The sequence below is a fragment of the Bradyrhizobium sp. USDA3010 genome (genome assembly GCF_056429065.1).
On record NZ_JBWJZD010000021.1, the window covers coordinates 66,830 to 88,717 of the forward strand.

Consider the following 21,888-nt stretch of genomic DNA (forward strand, 5'->3'; position numbering starts at 1 on the left):
TGGCGCGGCGCTGAAGGCGGATGATCCGCCAGCACCTCTTCCCGACCACTTCACGCTGATCGTTCCACCTAGCAAGACATACTCGTGCAACGTCGTTTGGCGACGAGGTGCATGGGTTGGCGTCGTGTTCGTTACTGAATGAAGCGAGCCAACCACGACTTCAGATATCCTGGGCAATTTGCCGAGAGCTGACAGCGCCGCTCGTCTCAGCAAAAGCAGTCATGCCAAGCCAGAGGCTGAAGTAGGCGCGACCAACGTAGGTTATGAAGCCTCGGAGTACCGGGCGGAACCAAAAGAAGAAGGCCGCCAATTTAGGCGGCCTTACCCTGCAGTCCTAGGATTGGTTTCCGTCATTCAATTGGGCACTAGTCCCGGCGAGCACAGCCTGCCGCTCAAGTGTGCACTTGTCTCTGCGTATCGGGCGAGCTTTAGCAGCGCTTCCTTGGCTGCACACGGGGCAAGGGCTGCGGCCTCGTTCCGCAACTCTCTAGCTCGCTCTGCGAGCCGTGCCTCGAGAGTGTCCCTCTGAACCACGCGTTGGCGTAATTGTCCCATGCGCTTTCCCTCGAAAGGTCCCCACCCCGGAACTTACGATTCCAAGCTTTAACAGCGCGTAAAAGCTCCCCTGGAGGAAGCTGTTCTGTGACGCCAAGACGGCGCCAAGAGGGCACCAAATGGGATAAATTGCGAATTGCCTGGCAAAGCACAGATTTTGCGGAAAGGTCCAAGGGGGGCGAGCGCTACCCGTCTCCGGACCTTTCAAGCCAGCGAAATGTCTCTGTTCTGATACAGCATCTGGCGGTTGAGAGCGTGCTCCATGACCCAGCGAGTCATACCGGCGCGGGAGTTGTCGTTTTCATGCCGAATCAAGCCTCACTCGCGCCTGCTTTGAATTGCGATACCCGGGCGATGGAGTTCGTTACGGATGGTGTGTCGATCTCGCAACGTCTCAATAGTTTCGCTGGGTATCGGACGTGTTTGGGCTTCACGTCGTTGCCAATTCATCGTCTAATAATGACGGACCTTCGGCGGCGATTTTATTTCCAAGACGTTCATTTGAGATCGGGTCCAGGAGGTCGCTGTCCAGCGCCAGCGGCCTCTTCGTTTTGCTTCATTGAATTGCAAAGGACCGTCCAATGCCGATACAGGTGTGGGCCGTTGCCGCTTCGATCGGCTGGACAGCCGTTGTGGGCACGATGCTGCTGTATATGATTTTCGGCCCCGGCTAGTGCGACGACGCTGCGATGAGTCGCGTTACTGGTGTACGACCGTCGGCAGGGGGACACCACCGCGACATGGCGGTGTGTGGATCCCGCTCTTGAGCTTGCTTCGGCGCTGGCACGGCCAAATGCTCGGACCTCTCGATTATCCGCGGAATTTTAGCCTAACGGCAGGCATGGGCCGCGCTTCTCATTGTCGCCATGCTAGCTCATTTTTTTTGCCACACTCCCTAATTAACCAATCAAGCCTAGCAGTCGGGGGGCAATCCCACTGCAACGATATGTGTTGGCGGTCACCGCGATACATCGGAAGTCTGCTCGCGGCACAAGGTGTTGTGAGCACGTGGTATGTCGCGCGCCTTCGCGATGCGCGGCAGTGGAATTCCCTTGTAAACGTCAAAAGAGAAGAATCTCTGCGACCCACGGAGGTCTGAATTGGATACGACCGGGACAATCACATCATTTTCGTCCACACCGATGACGAGGTTTTCGATCGGTGGCGACGTATACGGAGTGCAGGATGCGAGCACGAGCTACAGCCTGACCAATCCTGACTCGCAAACTCTGCGCTTCCAGGTCCAGCAGGGTGATCATGCCTGGTACGACAGCTCATCTGTCGACCGCTCCGAGGTTTCAGCCGCGGTCAACATTCCCGGCGGCACGCCGCTCAACTTGAATTATCAGTTCATGGTGGAGGCAAATGGCCCAAATGGGTCATTTGCGAATACCGCAGATGGCTGGTTCATCGTCGGCCAGATGCACAATGATGATAACGCGAGCGGCGTGGGCACCTCGCCGCCGTTTGCGATCCAGCTTGTCGGCGATCATCTGCAGGTCGTCGCCAGATATGTCCAGCCGGGCCAGGATCCGAGCAACGGGGCCGGCAACGTGCAGATGCTCACGCTCTGGACCGACCCCAATCCGATCCAGACGGGCGTCTACAACAACATTCAAATACAGGCCGACGTTTCGAACACCGGTGGCGGCTATTTGAAGGTCTCGATCAACGGCACACAGGTCGTGAACTACAGCGGCCCCTTGGGTTATGGGCAGGGCACCAATTGGGAATACGGAGTCTATCGGTCGACGGCGCCCGAGACCGTTGCCGTCGATTACCGAAACATGACGCTGTTGACGGGGTCGTCGGCGACCGTCACGTCGCCGTCAACTCCGACACAGCCAACCACACCGACCACGACCCCAACTACGGTCACCAGCCCGACCACCATTGTCGCGCCGGCTGTAGCACAGGACACCACTTCGCCGGCGGCCGCGATAGCCGCCCCGGCGGGAGCCGTTACAGCGGCCGACCCCAGCGCTCTAGGCGCCATGGGAGCCATGGGAGCCATGGGAATGGCGCCGACGTCGGCGTCCGGTTGGTCGGCGCCAGCGGCCGCCCCAACCACTGCAAGCCTGGCAGGCCTGGATCTTACGCGTTTTGGTTTTGACACCAGTACGCTGGCAACCGCCGCGCCGCAGACGACCGGTTGGTGGGGAGATCAAGGCACGGCCGCCGCGTCTCAGGCAAGCAACAGTTATGCGCTGCTGAACCAGTATCTGGCGGGTAGCTCGGGTGGGGCCAATGGCGGCATGATCGCTGTAGCGATGAGTGGCCCTGCCTGGACACAGAACTCGTTCCTGACCAAGCCTCAGAGCTAAAGGACTGCCGGTCCGCGCGGGGTTTATCTGCGCGAGGCCGGTTCTCCTGCGCGGCGCCTCAGGCAAATCGGCCGTTCTTGGTCCAACGGGTTCGCATGTGAGACCCGCTCTCGCGGTATTCGAGCCGCCCGTGTTTTCTTGCATACCACAGGCCGGCCCGATGTCCGGCCTGTGTTACCTTGTCCTGGTGAAGCATTGGTGGTTGATCTTCTCGACGTCGATCCACTCGTCCCGAGGGGCTCGAATGTTCGGGAGTGGGGTGGCCGTGCCGGCACGAGCGGTCCCCGAAGCGTTCTTCAGTTTTTCGCGAGGCGAAACAGCAAGGCCCTGAGGCGATACTGAAGCAAAACGTTTGCCGGCGACCCGCAGCAAGTGAGGCGCGTTTCCCAGCCGTCCAGCCTCGTTGTTCGGCGTCCCTCAGTGCGGATATTCGATTACCAAAATGAGTACCGCATATTAGGTCAGCAAAACTTCCCGAAAGCAGTCAAACCTCGCTGCTGACCTGGAGCATCCCTGGAGAGGACTGTGGATCGGCTGGCTATCATCGCACTCGCGATCGTAATCGCGGGGCTTCTGAGCGGCGGCGTCTATTCGGTGTCGAGTTCAGGCCTCAGCACTGCAATAATCATCAATCGCTTCACCGGCGCAGCGTGGTCGTGCAGCGTCGTTTGCGAACTCATCGAAACACGCCGCAATTCAAAATGAGGCATTTTGGCCTCGACGCGCGCATGGTCTGCTGCGCCAGGCACGCCGGACTGATTTCGCCTATGCGGAGAGCTTACACGTCATCGTAGGTTGAGGCGCGGATCAGGGCTGGGACCAGCGTCTCGACAGGTCTGGCCTAAATCACGAGGCAGGTTATGGCTCAACCTGAGAACGGCATGGCCGCGCCTACGGCGGTCACGGGCTCGTTTTATCACTGGACAGACATCCCCGGCCTGGAGGCGACACGGCCGGCCTGCCGGGCCACCGTACCGCGCCCTTGGAGGAGGTTGGGGCAGTCCGACCATCCGGCCGAGCCGCTGCTCGGATCATGGCTGGCGGCGGATCGGCGCTGCTTGCAGGGCTGCATACAGCGAACCATTGCCGGCGAGGGCAAGTGACCACACCGCGGTGGTCGGCATCGAGGGACAGGACGGACGATGACGGCACATGGGAGGTTGATCGGCCGTCTCTGAAGCAGCCGACGACCCCGCGGAATGCGACTCGGTGATGACTGGACGTGGTGACGACTATTCGGGTCCCGGAGGCTCCTGCCATCTAGCTGCCGCGATAGCCATTCGGGTTCTGCATCTGCCAGCGCCAATGATCTGTACACATCTGTGTCAGCGATCGCCTTGAGGTCCAGCCCAGCAGATTTTTAGCGAGCGTCGGATCCGCGTAACAGGTGGCGACATCGCCGCTCCTGCGTTGGTCAATCACATACGGAACTGGCCGGCCACTCACGGTCTCGAACGTCTTGATCACCTCCAGGACGCTGCTGCCGCTTCCCGTTCCGAGATTGACGGTCAGAATGCCGGGGTGTCCCAGCTCGCTCAAGGCGCTCAGATGTCCGGATGCAAGATCGACGACATGAATGAAGTCGCGGATGCCGGTGCCATCCGGAGTATCGTAGTCATCTCCCCAAACCTGCAGCTTCTCACGTCGTCCGATGGCTACTTGCGCCACAAGCGGCAACAAATTGTTGGGCACGCCGAGCGGGTCTTCTCCGATAAGCCCGCTTTCGTGCGCGCCAACGGGATTGAAGTAGCGCAGGATGGCGATCCGCCAATCGCTGTCGGACCGATAGAGATCCCTTAGGATCTCTTCGACAAAATACTTTGTGCGGCCATACGGATTTATTGGTCCTACGGGATGTTTCTCGTCCAGCGGCAGGTATGCGGGCGTGCCGTAAACCGTCGCGGACGAACTGAAGACCAGCGTTTTCACATCGGCACGCGACATCGCCGACACGAGCCGCATCGTCCCCACGACGTTGTTTTGGTAATACGTCATGGGTTGAGTGCCGGACTCACCGACCGCCTTGAGCCCGGCGAGGTGAATGACCGCTGTCACGCCATGGGTGCGCAGGATCTCGTAAACCGCGTCCTCATCGCAGATATCGATCTGCCGGAATACGAGCGACCGCCCGCAGATGGCCTGTACCCGTTCGAGCGATGTGCGATTGCTGTTGCAGAGATTGTCGACCGCAACGACATCCAGCCCGGAGTCGAGTAGGGCGACCGCGATATGGGACCCGATATAGCCGGCACCTCCGGTCAGCAGGATCATTCTGATTCCATTTCCATTCCGCGTCTGCCCGCGAAATCTGAGATCGCGACTACGACTCCAGCCCGCGGTGACAGACCGAAATCAAGACGACACACGCACGATTACCGGGGAGTTGCAGTTGTATTTGCAGTTGTCCTGGCAACGCCCGCGTCAAGCGTTTGCGCTGACACCAAGGCGGCCGGCACCAATGGTGCCGATCGCCACATCGATGAGTGCCGCATCCAACGATGTGGCACGGACTTCAGCTCGAGATATCCGGCCGAAAGCTTCCCGGTGGGCGGCCGAACCAGTTTCGGCTATTTCCGCAGTCGGATCGCCCCGTCGGCCTTCGAACCAATATCCTTGCGGGCGTGGCCGTTCGTAAGAGGCACTTCGAAGAAGTTCACCGCATGGTCACTTGAACCGAGCGGCGCGGGCCGGCCTGTCCTCGCGATTTTGGGAAGTTCCCGCTTCGGTGGGAGGAGGCGCTCGGTTGCGTCAGCGGCCGGGTACACCGTCCCGCTTGATGGCCGAGCTGTAGGTCGATGGTTGAGCCCCCAGATCGCCGCCTGTGTTCTGTTCTGAACACGAATCTTGCGGAGGATCGCCTTGATGTGAACCTTCACCGTAGCTTCGGCGATATCGATCTTGCGTGCGATGCACTTGTTGGAATCGCCTTCGATCAGACACTGGAGAATGGAGATTTCTCGCGGCGACAGCTGCTGTGCGAGCCTACCATCCGCGTTCGCCGTGGCATGGCTATAATCGAGGCGTGGAGGGACACCGTCCGCGTCACGCTTTTCGGCATCAAGAGCGGACGTCAAGAAGTCGGTCGGAAATACCGTTCCGCCCATCATGACGAGCTCGATGGATTTGATGAACGCATCGCAGTTCATCACGTCGATGAAATAGCCGGTGACGCCGGCTCGGATCGCAGCAGTCAACTCGCTCAGTCGATAGTGATCTGCGACGACAGCAATGCGTCCATCCGCGTGACGGCGCTTGAAACACTCGATCTGCTCGATCGTAGGGCCGAAATCGTCGCCACTGTGAACGACCAGGAACAGTGGCGGACACACTGAAACGCTCCCGACATTGACCTTGCCAGACAAATCGTCTGCATCGGAAATTGAAGGAAAGACTTGAAAATTTTCGGAGTTTAGAATTCTGGCGAGACCTTCTTTCCGAAGACTGCTTTCACCACCAAGCACAATAGAAAAAGAATATTGTCGTCTCATGGAACTCTCCTGGACGCTACAAAAAATATGCAACAGGCTCATCGGTTTAACCCGACTCGTTTCTTGGATGGCTTGCCAAGCCAAAACAGCGACGCATTGAAATTGCTTCTTCAAATTCCGGTCGCTTGGGCAGGAATTTGGGGCGAAAAAAGCCCTAAGCATGCGTCAAAAGATTTACTAATATTAGATGCTAATCCCCAATATCCCTATATACCGTTGGTTATAGACATTCCTTGGGATGTCGCCCGTAATATCACGCCCGTGTTTTGACGGAGATTTGTCAAACAACGCTCGCTGAGGGCGGGGTCGATACTATAATGCTATTTAAGATTGTAAAACTGCCGGAATTCGGCCTAGCCGCGATGAGAAAATTTGACTTGAATGCCTCAAATTGAAGTAGCTTGGGAGGATATTGGGGTGCCGATTTGAACTGGGGGGACCGAGGATTGGCCGAAAATGGATTTCAGTCGTGTGGTCATTGCTAGCAGATTTCCCGTTGTTTTACTGGGTCTGAACTGTCTGCTGGAAGCAGAACGTGATTTCAGGGTTGCTGCTCGATGCAGCGATAGCGCGAGTTGTTTGAATGCAATTCGCGCGCTCGTGCCCGATATCGCCATTTTGGACATATCGATGCCTGACATTTTTGGGCAGGCATTGCTCGATATCGCAAATTACCGGACTCCTGCTGTTCGGCTCGTGTTCCTCGCAACCTCCGTTGAGGATCGCGACCTCACCATGTTGGCGGAAGTGGGCGCCTTTGGTGTTATCCTGAATGACGAGGAGCCCGAAACTCTTCTCCAGACATTGCGGCAAGTCGCGGACGGCCACAGGATGCTGCCTGCGCCCTCGAGCGAGGTCGCGATCTCTTCCGGGCAGTCCGCGATTTTGGAGAAGCATCTTGCCGTGCTGACGGACCGGGAGCGTCAGATCATGCGTCTGGTATCGGAGGGATTGTCAAACAAGGAGATTGGCCGTCGTTTGAAGGTAACTGACGGCACCATCAAGGTTCATCTTCACCACATCTTTCGCAAGCTCGAGATCGGCAACAGGACAGCTCTTGCTACGCTCGCGGTCTCATACGCAGGGCAAAGCGGCTTGCCTTCCGATTAGCACGCAAGCTTTGGACCTAGGACGATATCAACCGACCTGGCGCTCGGGTGCGCAGGGTATTGGATGAGCGGTGACGGGAAGCACCGTTTCGCCGCATGAGTCCGCGCTTGACTGTCGATGGCGCTATTCAACGTCCATCGCGTCGGAACTGCTCCGTCGCGGGCACGCTTTGTCCCAGGGCATGCCCCAAATGGGCCACGTCGGGATCGAGAGAGTCTTTCCGCAGTGACCAGCCTAAGACAGACGTTCATCGAGACAGCGCGCGGACTCCGTCGGCGCGACAGTTAGGGCAGGAAGCCAAGCGTACGAACGTCAGGGGCCTAGGTCTTTTGATGTAGCCCATCCATACATCTAAATATCCATCAGGGCTCCTTGTTTTTGCACCTACGTGATTGTTCAATCGAAGAAATCCGCGTGAACGGGAGCTGCCGCTCCAGAAAGAATGCTCCGGTGCGCACGAGCGCTCCTGCGATCGGAATCCACGTATGACACTCGACTGGCTTGAGCTCGACCTTACCCGACTTTCCGGCGCGGGCGGGGCCGATGGTCGTGGCGCGTCGGCTTTGAGCCGGATCTTTCATGTTGCCTTGGCCCGCTCGGGGCCTCGATTGTTGCAGCCCGCCGAATTCGACGTCAGTCAGACTCTTGTCGAGCCAGCAGCGTCCTTTTCGTGCCTCCTAGATAAAGGAGTTGAGCTGAGGGCCGGGATCATCGTGCCGGTTCTCGAGGGTGATGGCTTGGAGGTTCTCGCATGCATGCTCGATGTGAGGCAGGATATCGTGCGCGGGATAGGCGCCTTCCTCAGCGAGGCGGAGCGTAGGCGCGCTGAAGGGTTGAAGTCGGAGCGGGACCGCCGCCGCTTTATTGTTTCCCGTGGACAGCTGCGCCAGATCCTCGCTTCCAGGCTAGGAGTCTCGCCGTCCGATGTCGAACTGGAATACGGACAGCTGGGTAAACCCCGGCTCTCGCACCGCATGCCTTCTCGCAATTTGCACTTCAGCGTCTCTCGATCCGGAGATCTGGCAGTCGTCGCCCTCTCGACCGGGCAAGAGGTCGGAGTGGACATCGAGGCTGTTCTCCCCGTGCCCGAAGCGGACGAGATCGCCGCGCTGTGCTTTTCCGCCTCCGACTACGAGTCTTATGCCGCCCTCGGTCCGGACGACCAGCTGGAAGGCTTCTTCCGGCGTTGGACCCGGCTGGAGGCCATTTCCAAGGGCCTGGGATGCGGCCTGGGATACCCCAGCTCTTGGGATGAACAGGATTGGGTTGTCCGAAGTTTCGTACCTAAAACGGGGTATCTCGGGAGCGTGGTTGTTCGGAAATGAATGGTCGTCCGGACTGAAGCTTCCGCGATGTAATCATTCACTACCGGGGAGCTCACTTGTTGGAAAGGCACGCAAGTTCATTCCAAGCCGCGCTTGTTCGAGATACCTCGCGGTCGCAGTCGAGAATACGGGTATAGCCTATGCAAGCGCAGGTGACGCAGTTTTCAGAACTGCTCGCAGACCTCGCGGTCAAGGACATCAAGGTCTGGGTCGAGGGCGATCGGCTCCGGTGCAGCGCACCGGCCGGCGCGATGACGGCCGAGCTTCGCGATCAATTGCAGGGGCGAAAGGGTGAGATCATCGCCTTTCTGAACATGGCCACCGCCGCGGCCACACAGCAGCCTGCAATCATTCCCCTGCAGTCGCGCGGAACGCGCACGCCCATTTACGCTGTCCCGGGGCATGTCGGAGCACCGTTCTCATTCTCGCACCTGTCGAAGCACCTGGGCGGCGATCAACCGTTCTATGCACTTCAACCGCCTGGCTTCGACGGACAGAGCGAGCCGATGGACCGCGTCGAGGATATCGCCGAGTACTTCGCTGGCCAGATCGTTCAGTATCAGCCGGTCGGTCCGTACATCATTGCCGGATACTGCTCCGGCGGTCCCACAGCCTTCGAACTGGCCAAAATCCTCACAAAACGCGGAGCGGCAGTTCCGTGCGTCGCTCTCTTTGGTCCTCTTCACCCCGCCACCCATCAGGAATTGCTGCGTCTGCTGTACTTCACGGCCTGGGGGACGATCCGATCGGTCCGGAGATCGATGGCGAAGTTGCCGACATTTGGCGCTCGTCTCCGATATTTCGGCAGTCGCCTTCGCGAGCGCGCCTTCATGCCGCTCGTTCGCAAGGAGCCTGTCACGACCGATCCGGTGCTAGCCAGCAGAGCTCTGCTCAAATCCACGGCGATGGCGGCATTTCGGCGGTACACTCCGACCCCGTACTCAGGCCGCGTGTGCATATTCCTTCCGAACAAGGCCTGGCTGCGATCGGGCGCAGCACCTCATCGATGGCGGCTCGTGGCGCCCGATGCCGAATTCTATTTCGGCCCCGAGGACTGCGACGAAGTCTCCATGCTGGAAGAGCCTGACGCACCTGCCGTCGCAGAGCTTTATCGCCGGGCAACTCAGAAGCTCAGAGATTGACGTGATCCGATTTTCAAACTTGCCGGATGGGAGCGCATTTCATGAATGAGGTCCTGCCTATCGTGGCGGGGAGCGTGGCGCTTCCTCCGCTGCAAGATGCCGATCATCGGGCGCTCGTCGTCGATTACAACGCCACGTCGGCGCATTACCCATCGGACAGGACAATCATCGATCTCTTTCATGATCAAGTGACGCTCAGTCCTGATGCTGAAGCGATCCGCTTTGGCGATGGCATGCTGACATACCGGCAGCTCGACGAACGCTCCAACCAGATGGCTGCGCATCTGGGCTCACAGGGCGTGGGGCCGGGTCGGATCATCGTTGTCTTCATGGAACACTCCATCGAAGTCGTTGTCGCGATCCTGGGCGTCCTCAAGGCGGGCGCAACCTACGTGCCGCTTGATGCCGCGACGCCGAAAGGGCGCATTGCTACAATCCTGAAAGACATTTCCAACGGGACCGGTGGGCAAACCCCGGTGGCGATCACTCAGGCGCGTCTGCAATCCGCCATCCCGCCGGAGCTTGCCGACATTTTCGTGCTCGATGCCGATTTCGGCTCGATTCTGGATCAGCCAGCTTCGGCCCGGCCGTCCGCCGCCAAGTCGAACGGCGTCGCCTACATCATCTTCACTTCAGGCTCGACCGGCACTCCCAAGGGCGTCGAGATCGAGCATCGCAGTCTCGTGAACTACATCTGGTGGGCCGCGCGGGTGTACAGCTCCGGTCAGCCATTGGCATGGCCACTTTTCTCATCTCTTGCCTTCGACCTGACCGTCACAACGCTCTTCGCGCCACTCATCACGGGCGGCCGGATCGTGGTCTATCTTGGTGATCCGGGGGTGAAGAACATGGTCGTGCTCAAGGTGGTCGACGACAATGCCGTCGATATCATGAAGCTGACACCGGCGCATCTCGCGATGATCCGCGACCGCAATCTTGAGGCCACGAGATTGCGCAAGTTCATTGTAGGCGGGGAGGACTTCAAGACCGAGTTGGCTCGCGACATCACGAAAGCCATCCCTCATCCTGTCGAGATCTACAACGAGTACGGACCAACCGAAGCCACGGTGGGCTGCATGATTCATCGGTTTGACGTAGAGCAGGATCGCTCTGCATCGGTGCCGATTGGCGTTCCGGCCGCTAATGCGGGAATTTACGTCCTCAGCAAGGAATATCAGCCGACCGGCCCCAACGTCATCGGCGAGATGTTCATCGCAGGCGATGGTCTCGCGAGAGGTTATTTTAATCGCCCCGACCTGACCGAGGAGCGTTTCCGCACGGCGACAGATCCTCGAGATGGCTTTTCGAGGCTGCGGCTGTACAAGACCGGCGATCTTGCCCGCTGGAGCTCGGAAGGGCGCTTGGAATTTCTCGGCCGCGCGGATCATCAGGTGAAGGTTGGTGGCACGCGTATCGAGCTGGGTGAGATCGAAGCGCGGCTTCTCAAGCACCCCCACGTTCAGGAATGCGCGGTCGTTGCCATTCCCACTCCAGTGGGAAATGCTGAGGAAGGCGCAATCACGCGACTTGTAGCCTACTATGTCTCCTCGAAACCTCTGACCGTGGCGGAGCTACGCGCCCACCTCGCCGAAGAACTCCTGGAGTCGATGATTCCGGCGCACTATGTCTGCCTCGAACGGATGCCGCTCACGTCCAACGGCAAGATCGACCGCTCCTCGCTTCCCGAACCGACGGCGGATAGCATTCAGCCAGCGCACGAGTTCGTCGCCCCGTCAACAGAGACCGAGAAGACCTTGGCTGCCCTGTGGTGCAATCTCCTCAAGGTCAAGTCGGTCGGACGATACGACAACTTCTTCGACCTGGGCGGGGAGTCGCTCCTGGTCGTGAGAGCAGTGGCGCGCATGCGAAAGATCTTCGGCGTCGACGTGCAGCTCCGCAACCTGTTCGAGCGCCCGACCGTGGCCGAACTGGCGGAAGTGATCGACGGGATGCGCTGGGTGGCCGATTCCAGAGCTGCTTCACTCTCGGGCGGACCGCGAGAGGAAATCGAACTCTAGTCGATCGGAAGGGCCGCAAGTGATTGCAAGGGCGCCGATACGGTCCGGACCTCGAGCGTTGGGCTCATAGCGGAGCGGACGAAGATGATGGACAAAGCTTGGGTATCGGCGCAAGGACCGGAGCTGCCTTGGGCGGCGGCGGAATATGAGCTCTTACGGGACCAGGTCCGCCGCTTTGTCGAGGAGGAAATCAAGCCCTGTGCAGATCGCTGGGAAGAGGAGGGCGGCGTTCCGCGTCCGGTCCTGCGTCGCATGGGCGAACTTGGCTTCTTCGGCATCCGCTATCCGGCCGAGTACGGTGGTGCCGAGATGGACGCGGTCGCATCGACGGTCTTCGCAGAGGAACTCGGGCGCTCGACCTATGGCGGCGCCGCGGATGCAATGCTGGTCCATGCCGAGATGGCTTCCAGTTATGTCTTTCACGACGGGACCAAATCCCAACGGGCGCGCTGGATGCCGGGCATTGTGAGCGGCGAGCTGATCACTGCGATCGCCATCACTGAGCCCGACGCGGGCTCGGACGTGAAGGCCATCCGCACGCGCGCGCGCCGAGACGGCGACTCCTACGTGCTCGATGGTACGAAACTGTACATCACTAACGGCGTCTGCGCGGATCTCTACTGCGTTGCGGCCAAGACGGATCTCGCGGCAGGGAGCAACGGGATCACGATGTTCCTCGTCGAGAAGGGCACGCCGGGCTTCAGCGTCGCTCGCGAGCTGGACAAGCTCGGCTGGCGCTCCTCCGATACGGCCGAGCTCGTCTTCGACGGTTGCCGCATTCCTGCCGAGAACGTGCTCGGCGCGGAGGGACAAGGCTTCTACTCCATCATGCGCAACTTGCAGAACGAGCGCCTTGTCCTCGCCGCCATGGCTATCGGAATGGCCGAAGAGGCGATCGACATGACCCTCACATACGTGAAAACTCGCCGCGCATTCGGAGGCGTCCTTTGGGACATGCAGGCGATCCGTCAGCGTCTTGCGATGCTTACTGCGAGGGTGGAGGCAAGCCGCGCGTTTCTCTATGCCACCGCTTGGCGCATGGCGGCGGACGATGATTGCCTGCGCGAGATATCGATGTTGAAAGCCATCTGCGGCGAACTCGTCAACGAGGTGGTGTATGCGTGCGTGCAGTTCCACGGCGCCATGGGCGTCATGCGGGAGAGCCCGATTGAGCGCATGGCGCGCGACGCCCGCATCCTCTCCATTGCCGGCGGCGCGACGGAGGTAATGCTGGATGTGGTCGCGTCAATGTCGTGAGCCTGATGCGGATGAGTGACAGATCTAGACGTTCTCGATGCTGAAGCGATAAATTCTCGGCAACATTCGCACTGACCGTAATTGGGCTTCAGATCCGACAAGCGTCTGGCCGATCACGCGGCCTGGCATCCGAGGCGGCGTCTGCGGCATGGCGGCACTAAGTGTCGCCGAGCCACTGGCCGATTTCTCTGGATCCGACGACGCGCTTTGGCTGGTGCGGGTTGATCGTTCCGGCCGAAAGGCTCTTGACACGCCGGTCCTGCGCCAGCGTCCTGGTGAACTGCTTTGCCTCCTGCTCGGATTTGAAGGTCGTAGTCCTTCGCGCATGCCTTTCGGGTGGAGCGTCGCGTTCATCAACGAAGGAGACGTACCAGACGTGATTTTGCGTCATGTGGCGACCTCCGAGATTGGGTCCAGGTGCGAAGACAGGGCTCTGCCAACCTAAGCGAGTCGGTGGCCGGGTTCACGGATAAGGGAGGAAAATACGGCTTCCGTTCAAAGTGTCCCTAGGGTCTTTCTAAGTAGTTCTTCTGAGCATCAGGTTTTCAGGCTGACCGGTGTAGGATGATGTGAGGTATGTCTGACTTCGCCCTCCACGCTGATGGCTTTCATTTCGTACTGCCGCGCGGATGGTCCGAGCACTGCCTCGGTTCTGGCTGAAGGGCCCGGACTGTTGGCCTGCTAAGGCAATGAATTTCCGCATTCCTTCGTCGCCTGTTGGTCGGAAAAGCAGAAGCGGCGTCCCTCCCGGATTTGCGCGTCCAGCTCCGTCATTCTCCAAACCACAAGGTCGATGGCCGTCCAAGACGAGCCGCGAGGCGCCGGCACGCAAGGTCGATCGCGATGTTGCGAGGTGTCTTGCCGGCGATGCGCTTGGCGAAAACGCGATGCACGATGCCAGCCTCGGCGATTGACAGGCAATTATTACATGTATAAAAATATGCAAATTCATATAATATGAGATGCTCGAATGGACGCGCATCCGCTCAAGCTCAGAGTGCAGTCGATCGTTGCGGAGACGCCTGTCATTCGCAGCGTCGTGTTCGGTGTGGAGGGCGGTGCCGTGCCGGAGTGGCAAGCGGGCGCGCACATTCGCGTGTTGCTGCCGGGCGGAGGAGACCGGCCGTACTCCCTGATGGCATTGCCGGACCTGCCTGAAGGCGCTGTTGCGCTGGGGGTTCTGCGCGAGGAGACGTCGACCGGCGGCTCGCAGTTCATTCATGCCCTTCAGGTCGGCGACGTCGTCAGCGCGACCGCGCCGGTCAACAATTTCGGTCTTCATGAGGGCGCCGCGCCGGCGTTGCTGTTTGCCGGGGGCATCGGGGTTACGCCGATCCTGTCCATGGCGGCGGTGCTGAGGGCGCGGGGAACCTGGTTTCGCCTGCACTATGCCGGACGAATGCCGGGGCTGCTGGCGTTCCTGCCGCAGTTGCAGGCGATCTGTTCGGACGGCCTGACGGTTCATTACGACAGCGATGCGTCCCGCCTCGATATCGCGGCAGCGCTTGGCGAGGCGCCCGCAGATGCCCACGTCTACGTCTGCGGGCCTGCCGGCATGATTGACGCGGTGAAGGCAGCGGCGCTCGCCAGGGGCATCCCGGCAGGCCGCATCCATTTCGAGCTGTTCAATGCGGGGCCGGCCAGCTCCCCGAACCAGCCGTTCGAGGTCGAGCTCAAGTCGACCGGGCAGGTCATCACGGTCGCGACCGATCAGAGCATCATCGAGGCGCTGGAAGCGGCGGGGCTCGACGTGCTCTATGATTGCCGGCGGGGCGATTGCGGCATCTGCCAGTGCGGCGTGATCGCCGGCGTGCCCGATCATCGTGACGTCATTCTCAGCGACGACGAGAAGGCGTCCAACAAGGTCATGCAGATCTGCGTGTCGCGTGCGAAGTCGGACCGGCTGGTGTTGGATCTCTGAGAGGAGGCAAGAGGCGCCATGGCGAAATACGGAAAGAATCCCCGCGCGATCGGCGGGCTTGTGCGCGACGCCGAGGTGCATCGCGACGTCTATGTCGATCCCGAGGTCTTCGATCTCGAGATGGAGCATCTGTTTCCCAACAGTTGGATCTATGTCGGGCATGCCAGCCAGTTGTCGAAGGCCGGCGACTTCATCACCGCCAATATCGGCCGGCAGCCGGTGGTGGCCAGCCGCCATACCGACGGTTCGATCCACCTGTTCTACAATCGCTGTCCGCACAAGGGCGTCAAGATCGCCTCCGAGCCGTGCGGCAATACCGGAAAATTCTTCCGCTGTCCCTACCATGCCTGGTCGTTCAAGACCGACGGCTCGCTGCTCGCGATCCCGCTGAAGAAGGGCTACGAGGGCACCGGCTTTACCGACACCCAGGCCAACGACGGGCTGTCGCGGATCAAGAATGTCGTCGTCTACCGGGATTTCATTTTCGCGCGCCTGAGCGAAAGCGGCGTCGGCTTCGAAGACTATTTTGGCGAAAGCCTCTCGACCATCGACAACATGGTCGACCGTTCGCCGGAGGGGAGACTGGCCGTCGAGGCCACGCCGATCCGCTACATGCACACCTGCAATTGGAAGATGCTGGTCGAGAACCAGACCGACACCTGCCATCCCATGGTGGCGCATGAGAGCTCGGCGGGCACCGCCATCAAGGTCTGGCAACGCGAACAGGGCAATTCCACGGAGACGCCGATGGCGGTTCAGCTCTATGGGCCGTTCATGAGCCCGTACGAGTTCTACGAGCAGAGCGGCATCCGGATCTGGCCCAACGGTCATGGCCATACCGGCGTCGCCAATTCCATCCATTCGAACTATTCGGACGTCGAGGGCTATCTCGGCCAGATGGTCGCAGCCTATGGCGAGAAGCGGGCCCACGAGATCCTCGGAGAGGTCCGGCACAACACCGTCTATTTCCCGAACATCATGGTCAAGGGCGCAGTGCAGATCCTGCGCAATTTCATCCCGATCGCGGTGGACCGGACGCTGGTGGAGAGCTGGGTCTATCGTCTGGTCGGCGCACCCGACAAGCTCTACGAGCGGGCGCTGATGTACAATCGCTTCATCAACGCACCGACCTCGATCGTCGGGCACGACGATCTCGAAATGTATGAACGGGCCCAGGAAGGGCTGAAGTCGAACGGCAACCAATGGGTCAATCTGCGCCGGCTCTACGAGAGCAACGAAGCGCCTGACGTCACCGCCGTCATCAACGGCACGTCGGAGCGCCAGATGCGGAACCAGTTTCATGCCTGGGCCAAATTCATCACCATGGACATGGACCAGCCGGTCGAGGCCGGGGAATGATCAGCGAAAAGACCATCACCGATTTCATCTATCGGGAAGCAGACCTCCTCGACACGATGCAATGGCAGGCGTGGCTCGATCTGTTCCATCCGGAAGGACGCTACTGGATGCCGCTGGAATGGCAGCAGCAGGATCCGGTGCTGCAGCCGTCGCTGATGTACGAAGACCTGTTGCTGATGAAAGTGCGCATCGAGCGACTGGCCGGCGAACGCACCTTCAGCCAGAAGCCGAAGAGCCGCTGCCATCACCTGCTGCAGGCGCCGCAGATCCTCGCATGCGACTCGGCGGCCGGCACATTCAAGGCACGGACGTCCTTTCTCTACACCGAGACGCGCGGCGACACGCTGGAACGCTTTTCGGGATGGGCGTCGCACGATCTGGTTCCGGTCGGCGATGAACTCAAGATCAGGCTCAAGCGCATCGATCTCGTGAATTTCGACGCGCCGTTCGGCAATATCCAGCTTTTTATGTGAGTGCGCCTTGACCTCAGCGACCACCGTCTACGCCCGCTTCCGCGAGGCCGCCCTGCGCCGCGGGGAATCCGGGTTTCTCAACGTGCTGCCCGAGACGGCCGAGATCTACGGCATCGCGGCCGGGGAGATCTCGTACCGCGCCATGCTCGAACGCGTGGAGCGCTGGCGCGCGGCATTTGCAGACCGCGGTTACGGTGAAGGCCATCGGGTCGGGCTGCTGCTCCAGAGCAGGCCGGTGTTCGTCGAGCTGTGGTTCGCGTTGAACGCGCTCGGTGTGTCCGTGGTGCCGATCAACCCGGATCTGCGGGTCAGCGAGCTCGAATACATCATCGCGCATTCCGAGATGAATGCCGCATTCGTCCTCGCCAGACGACGCGGCGAGGTCGAGACGGCGGCGCGCCAGGCCGGCCGGCCGATTCCGGTTGCGACCGACAGCGATGATGTTCCAGCCCCATTCGGCGGCGCGCGGCCGGCGAACGCCGGTGACGGTTCGAGCGAATGCGCGCTGCTCTATACCTCGGGGACGACGGGCCAGCCCAAGGGCTGCGTGCTGACCAACACCTACTTCCTGTATTCCGGAGACTGGTATCGCGATGTCGGCGGATTGATCGACCTCAGAGGTGATGGCGAGCGCATGATCACGCCGCTGCCGCTGTTTCACATGAACGCGATGGCGGTGTCGCTGATGGCGATGCTGTCGGTCGGCGGCAGCCTGACGATGCTCGATCGCTTCCATCCGCGGAGCTGGTGGAAATCGGTGCGCGACAGCCGCGCGACCTGCCTGCATTATCTCGGCGTCATGCCCTCGATGCTGATGGGCGCGCCGCCGGCGGATGAAGACCGCGCGCACAGCGTGCGGTTCGGCTTCGGCGCCGGCGTCGACAAGCCGCTGCACGCGCCGTTCGAGCAGCGCTTCGGCTTTCCGCTCCTTGAGGCCTGGGCGATGACCGAGACGGGAAGCGGCGGCGTGATCGCCGCCAATGTCGAGCCACGGAAAGTCGGCACAAGCTGTTTCGGTCGTCCGGCGCCCGAAGTCGAGGTGCGGATCGTCGACGAGGGCGGCAACGATGCGCCGGTCGGAACGCCGGGTGAGCTGTTGGTGCGGCGGGCGGGGGACGATCCCCGCTACGGCTTCTTCCGCGAGTACCTGAAGAACCCGGAAGCCACCGCCGAGGCCTGGAAGGACGGATGGCTCCATACCGGCGATATCGTGTCGCGCGATCATGATGGCGATCTGCATTTCGTCGACCGCAAGAAGAACGTGATCCGCCGCTCCGGCGAGAACATCGCCGCGGTCGAGGTCGAATCCGTCCTCAACCGCCATCCGGCGATCCGGCAGGCCGCGGTGGCGGCGACACCCGATCAGGTGCGCGGCGACGAGGTCGCGGCGGTCATCATCGCCGAGCAGCCGGGAGCGGACCGCGCGCTGGCCGAGGACATCGTGCGCTGGAGCCTGGAGCAAATGGCCTATTACAAGGCACCGGGCTGGATCTCGTTCGTCGATCAGCTCCCGCTGACCGCGACCGAGAAGATCCAGCGCGGCGGATTGAAGGATTTCGTCGCGAAGCTGATGCGCGACGGCGCGTTCTTCGATGTTCGCGACCTCAAGCGGCGGCAGGAGTGATCATGAGCCAGACCCGCACCACACTCATCACCGGAGGCAATTCCGGCATCGGCGAGGCGCTGGCGAAAAAGCTTATCGACGAAGGACAGCGGGTCGTGTCGGTCGGGCTTGAGAAGCCGGACTGGACCCACGATCTGCTCACCGCCTATCGCGCGGACCTGACCAGCCTGGCCGAGACCAGGGCCATTGCACAGGAGATCTGTCGGGATCATGCGGTCGATTGCCTCGTGCACAATGCCGGAATCATCCTGCCGAACCTGTTGGCCGATGCGAAGCCGGAGGACATCCTGACCTTGGCGCAGTTGCACCTGGGCGCACCGATGCTGCTGACCCAGGCGGCGATGGAGGGGATGCGTTCACGAAAGTTCGGGCGGATCGTGTTCGTGAGCTCGCGCGCCGCCATGGGCGCAGCGACGCGCTCGGCCTATTCCGCGACCAAGGCCGGCGTGCACGGCATGGCGCGGACATGGGCGTTGGAGCTGGCGTCGAGCGGGATCACGGTGAACGTGGTCGCACCAGGCCCGATCCTGACCGACAATTTCTGGGGCATCATCCCGAAGGACTCCGAGCAGCAGGAGCGGATGGCGCGCAACGTTCCGGTCGGGCGGCTCGGGACGCGCGAGGACGTGGCGCACGCGATCAGCTTCTTCCTCGACGAGCGCTCGGACTTCGTGACCGGACAGGTGCTCTACGTCTGCGGCGGCACCAGCCTTGCCGGCCTCAGCCCTTGATCGTAAGCGGATCAGATCTGATTCTGGCGGATGTTCTCGACCATCTTGGCGAGCACGCGGGCGCACACCTCGATCTCGTCGGGATCGATGCCGACGGTCAGCCGGTCGTAATTGTTCTCCATGATCGGCCAGATCTTTCGCAGCAGGGCCTCACCGTCCGCCGTCAAGCCGACGACGCGGCGGCGCTGGTCTTCTTCCGCGATCTCGCGCTTGACGAGGCCCGATGACACCATCGACTCGACCATGCGGCTTGCGGTCGACTGCTCGGTGACGGCCAGAACGGCGATCTCGTTGACGGTCAGGGTCTTGTAGATGAACAGGACCGATAACGTCCGGAACACGACGTTGTTGATGTTGTGCTCGCTGAGATCGCGGTTCTGATCCAGGTTCCAGCGATTGGCGAGCCGGTTGAAGAGATAGGGAATGTAGCTTTGCAGCTGGTCCCGCGTCCGCGGTGGACCGGATTTCCATCTGCTCCTGGAGTCTTTGGCCATTATGTCTTGCGACCCTGCTTCTTGCTCTCGCTGCCAAGTTTCGAGGAGAGGGACCGCAGCACCGACAGTGCAGCCTCCAGCTCCTGGGCGGGAATATTTTGGAGCCGTTCGCTGAGATGCCTCTTGTGCACGTCGGCTGCCTTCCTGAACAGTGCTTCGCCCTTTGGCGTCAAGCGCACGATGAACGACCGGCGGTCCTCGCTCGACATCTCCTTGCTGATGAGGTCGTCAGCCAGCAGGCGCTGCACCAGCCCCGAGACGTTGCCGCCCGACACTTTCAGGTTCTGCGACAACTGTCCGAGCGCCATTCCGTCCCTGTAACGGTCGAGCTGAGCCAGCACGTCGAACTTTGCCAGCGACAAGCCGAATTCCGAGCTCAGCATGGAATTCAGCGACGCAAACAGCTCGCCATGCAGAGACAGCAGTTGCAGCCACAGCCTGGTTTCAATCTGCCCGAATCCGGGGGCTGTGCTCTCCTTGAGTGCTGCCGGCATCATGCAAAACTCTTGATGGTCTGGATCACGCCGTCGAGCTCCTTGCCTTCGCTGTCCTTCAGCGCGGCTTCCCGCAGCCGGCGCGCCCAGTCGGCGGCATCGTCGCGCGGTGCGACCAGCTTGATCGCGGCCAGCGTCTTGTCGAATTTCGACAGGCCGCGGCTGTGGGTGTCGGAATAGCCCTTGACCAGGCGCCGGCATTGCAGGACCTCGACGCCCAACTGATAGTTGGCTCGCACTGCCTCCGTCGCGGCCTTGAGCCATTGGTCCCGATGAGCGGTCTCGATGGCGTGACGCAGCGAGCGGCGGCGTATGCCGCGAAGTCCGCCGACGACATAGAGCGCGAGGAACCAGGGCAGAGAGTAGGTCCGCACCCGGCGCCCCTTGTTGACGCGACGGTCGAGCCAGCCGAGCAGGCGCGGCCTGGCGCCGAGCCAGCGGCCAACGCCCACTGGGAGCATGCCCATGACCTCTTCCATGCGGGGATGCATGAACTCGGTGGTCTGGAGCACCTGATCCTCGGACAATTCGAGCTCGCCCTCGATCCGCGTGCGCCGGCTGGACCTGGTCTTGAGGTCGGCAACGCGGATGACGTCATCATAGGCCATGGCGTTGGCGAGATATTTTGCGGCGGCCTGGGTGAAGGCAAAACCTCGCCCGGCGCCGCCGCAGCTGCGATCGGCGGCGTGGAGCTTGCCGAGGATGTCGAGATATTCATCGCCATAGGCGACGTCCTGGAAATCGACGACCTTCTTCAGCCCGGCGCGGCCCATGGCCTGCACCGCCGCGGGTAGCTCCTGCGCCAGCCGGGCTGCGAGGCCGGCAAGACGGAGATCCAGAGTGGCCGGGGAGGGAGCGCTGTCAGCCGCCTCCGATTGCGCCGGCGGTGCCGGGTCGGGAGATTTCGACTGCACCCGGTCAAACGCAGCCTCGAACGCGCGGACGCTGGCCTGTGCGCCCTTGTCGCCGGCGCGGATGACGTCGAGATAGCTCTCACGGTTGAAGCTCAGCACGCCGGCGCCGGCGAGCGCGCCGAACATCGCGGCCGAGATCACGCTGCCGTTGGCGATCGCCAGCGCGTTCATGTCGAAGATGATCTCGGTCTTGGCGGCAATTCCGATGGCGCCGGTCACCGCGCCCTGGTCGGCGATGCCGTTGCCCGGCGCGATCTTCTCGCCGATCGCAAACGTCCGGTGATTGGACGCGATCAGCGTGGTGCGGTCCGGCGTCACCAGGCCGCGCAGGATCGAGCGGCCGGCTTCCATGAATTCGGACGCCATTACCACGTCGACGTCGCCCGGCGTCGGCATCAGCGACAGGATCGGCTTGCGGCCATCGAGCGGCGGCATCGCCTCGATGTAGTAGATCGTGGCGCCGGTGCGCTGGGCGACGCCGGGCACCGATGTCGACTGCGCGACCCAGCCATGGTTCTCGGCGAGCTGGACGATCCAGTCGGTCAGGACGCCGCCGCCCTGGCCACCCATCGCGACGATCGCGATCGAGATCGGCCGCTCGGTCGCGTCACCTGCGGCAGGAAGCGCCAGCTGGATCGTTTCGTCTCTCATGCCAAGGT

General features: G+C 61.1%; 19 protein-coding genes. 13 read left to right on the top strand and 6 right to left on the bottom strand.

The window, feature by feature from the left end; genetic code table 11:
* Positions 1 to 1,655: 1,655 nt before the first annotated feature.
* Together AC066Y_RS27405 and AC066Y_RS27410 are read left to right on the top strand one after the other, a co-directional pair.
* A complete protein-coding gene (locus tag AC066Y_RS27405) occupies positions 1,656 to 2,879 on the top strand; it encodes a heparin lyase I family protein (RefSeq protein ID WP_478276587.1) in 1,224 nt (407 codons plus the stop codon).
* A 525-nt stretch (positions 2,880 to 3,404) separates the two neighbouring features.
* On the top strand, positions 3,405 to 3,584 hold the full coding sequence (locus AC066Y_RS27410; RefSeq protein ID WP_478276588.1) for a hypothetical protein: 180 nt from the start codon (positions 3,405 to 3,407) through the stop codon (positions 3,582 to 3,584).
* Between the two features lie 555 nt (positions 3,585 to 4,139).
* Here AC066Y_RS27410 and galE read toward each other — a convergent pair.
* Positions 4,140 to 5,150 carry a UDP-glucose 4-epimerase GalE gene (gene galE, locus AC066Y_RS27415; RefSeq protein ID WP_478276589.1) on the bottom strand — a complete coding sequence of 337 codons (1,011 nt, stop codon included), beginning with the start codon at positions 5,148 to 5,150 and terminating at the stop codon, positions 4,140 to 4,142.
* A 296-nt stretch (positions 5,151 to 5,446) separates the two neighbouring features.
* Positions 5,447 to 6,367: a LuxR C-terminal-related transcriptional regulator gene (locus tag AC066Y_RS27420; protein ID WP_478276590.1), complete on the bottom strand. Its 921-nt coding sequence runs from the start codon at positions 6,365 to 6,367 to the stop codon at positions 5,447 to 5,449.
* A 27-nt stretch (positions 6,368 to 6,394) separates the two neighbouring features.
* Between AC066Y_RS27420 and AC066Y_RS27425 the strand changes: the two genes are divergently transcribed.
* From AC066Y_RS27425 to AC066Y_RS27450, 6 genes are all read left to right on the top strand, one after another.
* Positions 6,395 to 6,637, top strand: a complete 243-nt coding sequence (locus tag AC066Y_RS27425; protein ID WP_478276591.1) for a hypothetical protein — start codon at positions 6,395 to 6,397, stop codon at positions 6,635 to 6,637.
* A gap of 186 nt (positions 6,638 to 6,823) precedes the next feature.
* Positions 6,824 to 7,477, top strand: a complete 654-nt coding sequence (locus AC066Y_RS27430; RefSeq protein WP_478276592.1) for a LuxR C-terminal-related transcriptional regulator — start codon at positions 6,824 to 6,826, stop codon at positions 7,475 to 7,477.
* Between the two features lie 485 nt (positions 7,478 to 7,962).
* The gene (locus AC066Y_RS27435; protein ID WP_478276593.1) at positions 7,963 to 8,802 is read left to right on the top strand and encodes a 4'-phosphopantetheinyl transferase family protein; all 840 of its coding nucleotides are present in this window, start codon (positions 7,963 to 7,965) and stop codon (positions 8,800 to 8,802) included.
* A 140-nt stretch (positions 8,803 to 8,942) separates the two neighbouring features.
* Positions 8,943 to 9,944, top strand: coding sequence for a thioesterase domain-containing protein (locus tag AC066Y_RS27440; RefSeq protein WP_478276594.1), 1,002 nt, complete (start codon positions 8,943 to 8,945; stop codon positions 9,942 to 9,944).
* 41 nt (positions 9,945 to 9,985) lie between these two features.
* A complete protein-coding gene (locus tag AC066Y_RS27445) occupies positions 9,986 to 11,962 on the top strand; it encodes a non-ribosomal peptide synthetase (RefSeq protein ID WP_478276595.1) in 1,977 nt (658 codons plus the stop codon).
* Positions 11,963 to 12,046: 84 nt separating this feature from the next.
* Positions 12,047 to 13,219, top strand: coding sequence for an acyl-CoA dehydrogenase family protein (locus tag AC066Y_RS27450; protein ID WP_478276596.1), 1,173 nt, complete (start codon positions 12,047 to 12,049; stop codon positions 13,217 to 13,219).
* Positions 13,220 to 13,376: 157 nt separating this feature from the next.
* Here the strand turns inward: AC066Y_RS27450 and AC066Y_RS27455 are convergent, their stop codons facing one another.
* Positions 13,377 to 13,610, bottom strand: coding sequence for a hypothetical protein (locus AC066Y_RS27455; RefSeq protein WP_092125505.1), 234 nt, complete (start codon positions 13,608 to 13,610; stop codon positions 13,377 to 13,379).
* A gap of 579 nt (positions 13,611 to 14,189) precedes the next feature.
* On the opposite strand from AC066Y_RS27455, the gene AC066Y_RS27460 reads away from it, so the two are divergent.
* Genes AC066Y_RS27460 through AC066Y_RS27480 form a run of 5 tightly spaced genes read left to right on the top strand, consistent with a single transcriptional unit; the run spans position 14,190 to position 19,327 of the window.
* Positions 14,190 to 15,140, top strand: coding sequence for a PDR/VanB family oxidoreductase (locus AC066Y_RS27460; protein WP_478276597.1), 951 nt, complete (start codon positions 14,190 to 14,192; stop codon positions 15,138 to 15,140).
* 18 nt (positions 15,141 to 15,158) lie between these two features.
* A complete protein-coding gene (locus AC066Y_RS27465) occupies positions 15,159 to 16,499 on the top strand; it encodes an aromatic ring-hydroxylating dioxygenase subunit alpha (protein WP_478276598.1) in 1,341 nt (446 codons plus the stop codon).
* On the top strand, positions 16,496 to 16,972 hold the full coding sequence (locus AC066Y_RS27470; RefSeq protein ID WP_478276599.1) for an aromatic-ring-hydroxylating dioxygenase subunit beta: 477 nt from the start codon (positions 16,496 to 16,498) through the stop codon (positions 16,970 to 16,972). The genes AC066Y_RS27465 and AC066Y_RS27470 overlap by 4 nt, the downstream gene beginning before the upstream one ends.
* Before the next feature lie 7 nt (positions 16,973 to 16,979).
* Positions 16,980 to 18,596 carry an ATP-dependent acyl-CoA ligase gene (locus tag AC066Y_RS27475; protein WP_478276600.1) on the top strand — a complete coding sequence of 539 codons (1,617 nt, stop codon included), beginning with the start codon at positions 16,980 to 16,982 and terminating at the stop codon, positions 18,594 to 18,596.
* 2 nt (positions 18,597 to 18,598) lie between these two features.
* Positions 18,599 to 19,327, top strand: a complete 729-nt coding sequence (locus AC066Y_RS27480; protein WP_478276601.1) for an SDR family NAD(P)-dependent oxidoreductase — start codon at positions 18,599 to 18,601, stop codon at positions 19,325 to 19,327.
* A gap of 11 nt (positions 19,328 to 19,338) precedes the next feature.
* Here AC066Y_RS27480 and AC066Y_RS27485 read toward each other — a convergent pair whose 3' ends face one another.
* From AC066Y_RS27485 to AC066Y_RS27495, 3 genes are read right to left on the bottom strand one after another with little or no spacing between them, the layout of a single operon-like run.
* Entirely contained in the window at positions 19,339 to 19,821 is a 483-nt protein-coding gene (locus tag AC066Y_RS27485) for a MarR family winged helix-turn-helix transcriptional regulator (protein WP_092125511.1), read from the bottom strand.
* Positions 19,821 to 20,318 (bottom strand): MarR family winged helix-turn-helix transcriptional regulator, encoded by a 498-nt coding sequence (locus AC066Y_RS27490; RefSeq protein WP_478276602.1) that lies wholly within the window; start codon positions 20,316 to 20,318, stop codon positions 19,821 to 19,823. Before AC066Y_RS27490 ends, AC066Y_RS27485 begins: the two co-directional genes overlap by 1 nt.
* Positions 20,315 to 21,880, bottom strand: coding sequence for an indolepyruvate oxidoreductase subunit beta family protein (locus tag AC066Y_RS27495; protein WP_478276603.1), 1,566 nt, complete (start codon positions 21,878 to 21,880; stop codon positions 20,315 to 20,317). The genes AC066Y_RS27490 and AC066Y_RS27495 overlap by 4 nt, the downstream gene beginning before the upstream one ends.
* Positions 21,881 to 21,888 lie beyond the last annotated feature (8 nt).

Coding starts and splice junctions, on each gene's coding strand:
- galE (WP_478276589.1), bottom strand. CDS start 5,150: ATGATCCTGCTGACCGGAGGTGCCGGCTATATCGGGTCCCATATCGCG.
- AC066Y_RS27420 (WP_478276590.1), bottom strand. CDS start 6,367: ATGAGACGACAATATTCTTTTTCTATTGTGCTTGGTGGTGAAAGCAGT.
- AC066Y_RS27425 (WP_478276591.1), top strand. CDS start 6,395: ATGCAACAGGCTCATCGGTTTAACCCGACTCGTTTCTTGGATGGCTTG.
- AC066Y_RS27430 (WP_478276592.1), top strand. CDS start 6,824: ATGGATTTCAGTCGTGTGGTCATTGCTAGCAGATTTCCCGTTGTTTTA.
- AC066Y_RS27435 (WP_478276593.1), top strand. CDS start 7,963: ATGACACTCGACTGGCTTGAGCTCGACCTTACCCGACTTTCCGGCGCG.
- AC066Y_RS27440 (WP_478276594.1), top strand. CDS start 8,943: ATGCAAGCGCAGGTGACGCAGTTTTCAGAACTGCTCGCAGACCTCGCG.
- AC066Y_RS27445 (WP_478276595.1), top strand. CDS start 9,986: ATGAATGAGGTCCTGCCTATCGTGGCGGGGAGCGTGGCGCTTCCTCCG.
- AC066Y_RS27450 (WP_478276596.1), top strand. CDS start 12,047: ATGATGGACAAAGCTTGGGTATCGGCGCAAGGACCGGAGCTGCCTTGG.
- AC066Y_RS27455 (WP_092125505.1), bottom strand. CDS start 13,610: ATGACGCAAAATCACGTCTGGTACGTCTCCTTCGTTGATGAACGCGAC.
- AC066Y_RS27460 (WP_478276597.1), top strand. CDS start 14,190: ATGGACGCGCATCCGCTCAAGCTCAGAGTGCAGTCGATCGTTGCGGAG.
- AC066Y_RS27465 (WP_478276598.1), top strand. CDS start 15,159: ATGGCGAAATACGGAAAGAATCCCCGCGCGATCGGCGGGCTTGTGCGC.
- AC066Y_RS27470 (WP_478276599.1), top strand. CDS start 16,496: ATGATCAGCGAAAAGACCATCACCGATTTCATCTATCGGGAAGCAGAC.
- AC066Y_RS27480 (WP_478276601.1), top strand. CDS start 18,599: ATGAGCCAGACCCGCACCACACTCATCACCGGAGGCAATTCCGGCATC.
- AC066Y_RS27485 (WP_092125511.1), bottom strand. CDS start 19,821: ATGGCCAAAGACTCCAGGAGCAGATGGAAATCCGGTCCACCGCGGACG.
- AC066Y_RS27490 (WP_478276602.1), bottom strand. CDS start 20,318: ATGATGCCGGCAGCACTCAAGGAGAGCACAGCCCCCGGATTCGGGCAG.
- AC066Y_RS27495 (WP_478276603.1), bottom strand. CDS start 21,880: ATGAGAGACGAAACGATCCAGCTGGCGCTTCCTGCCGCAGGTGACGCG.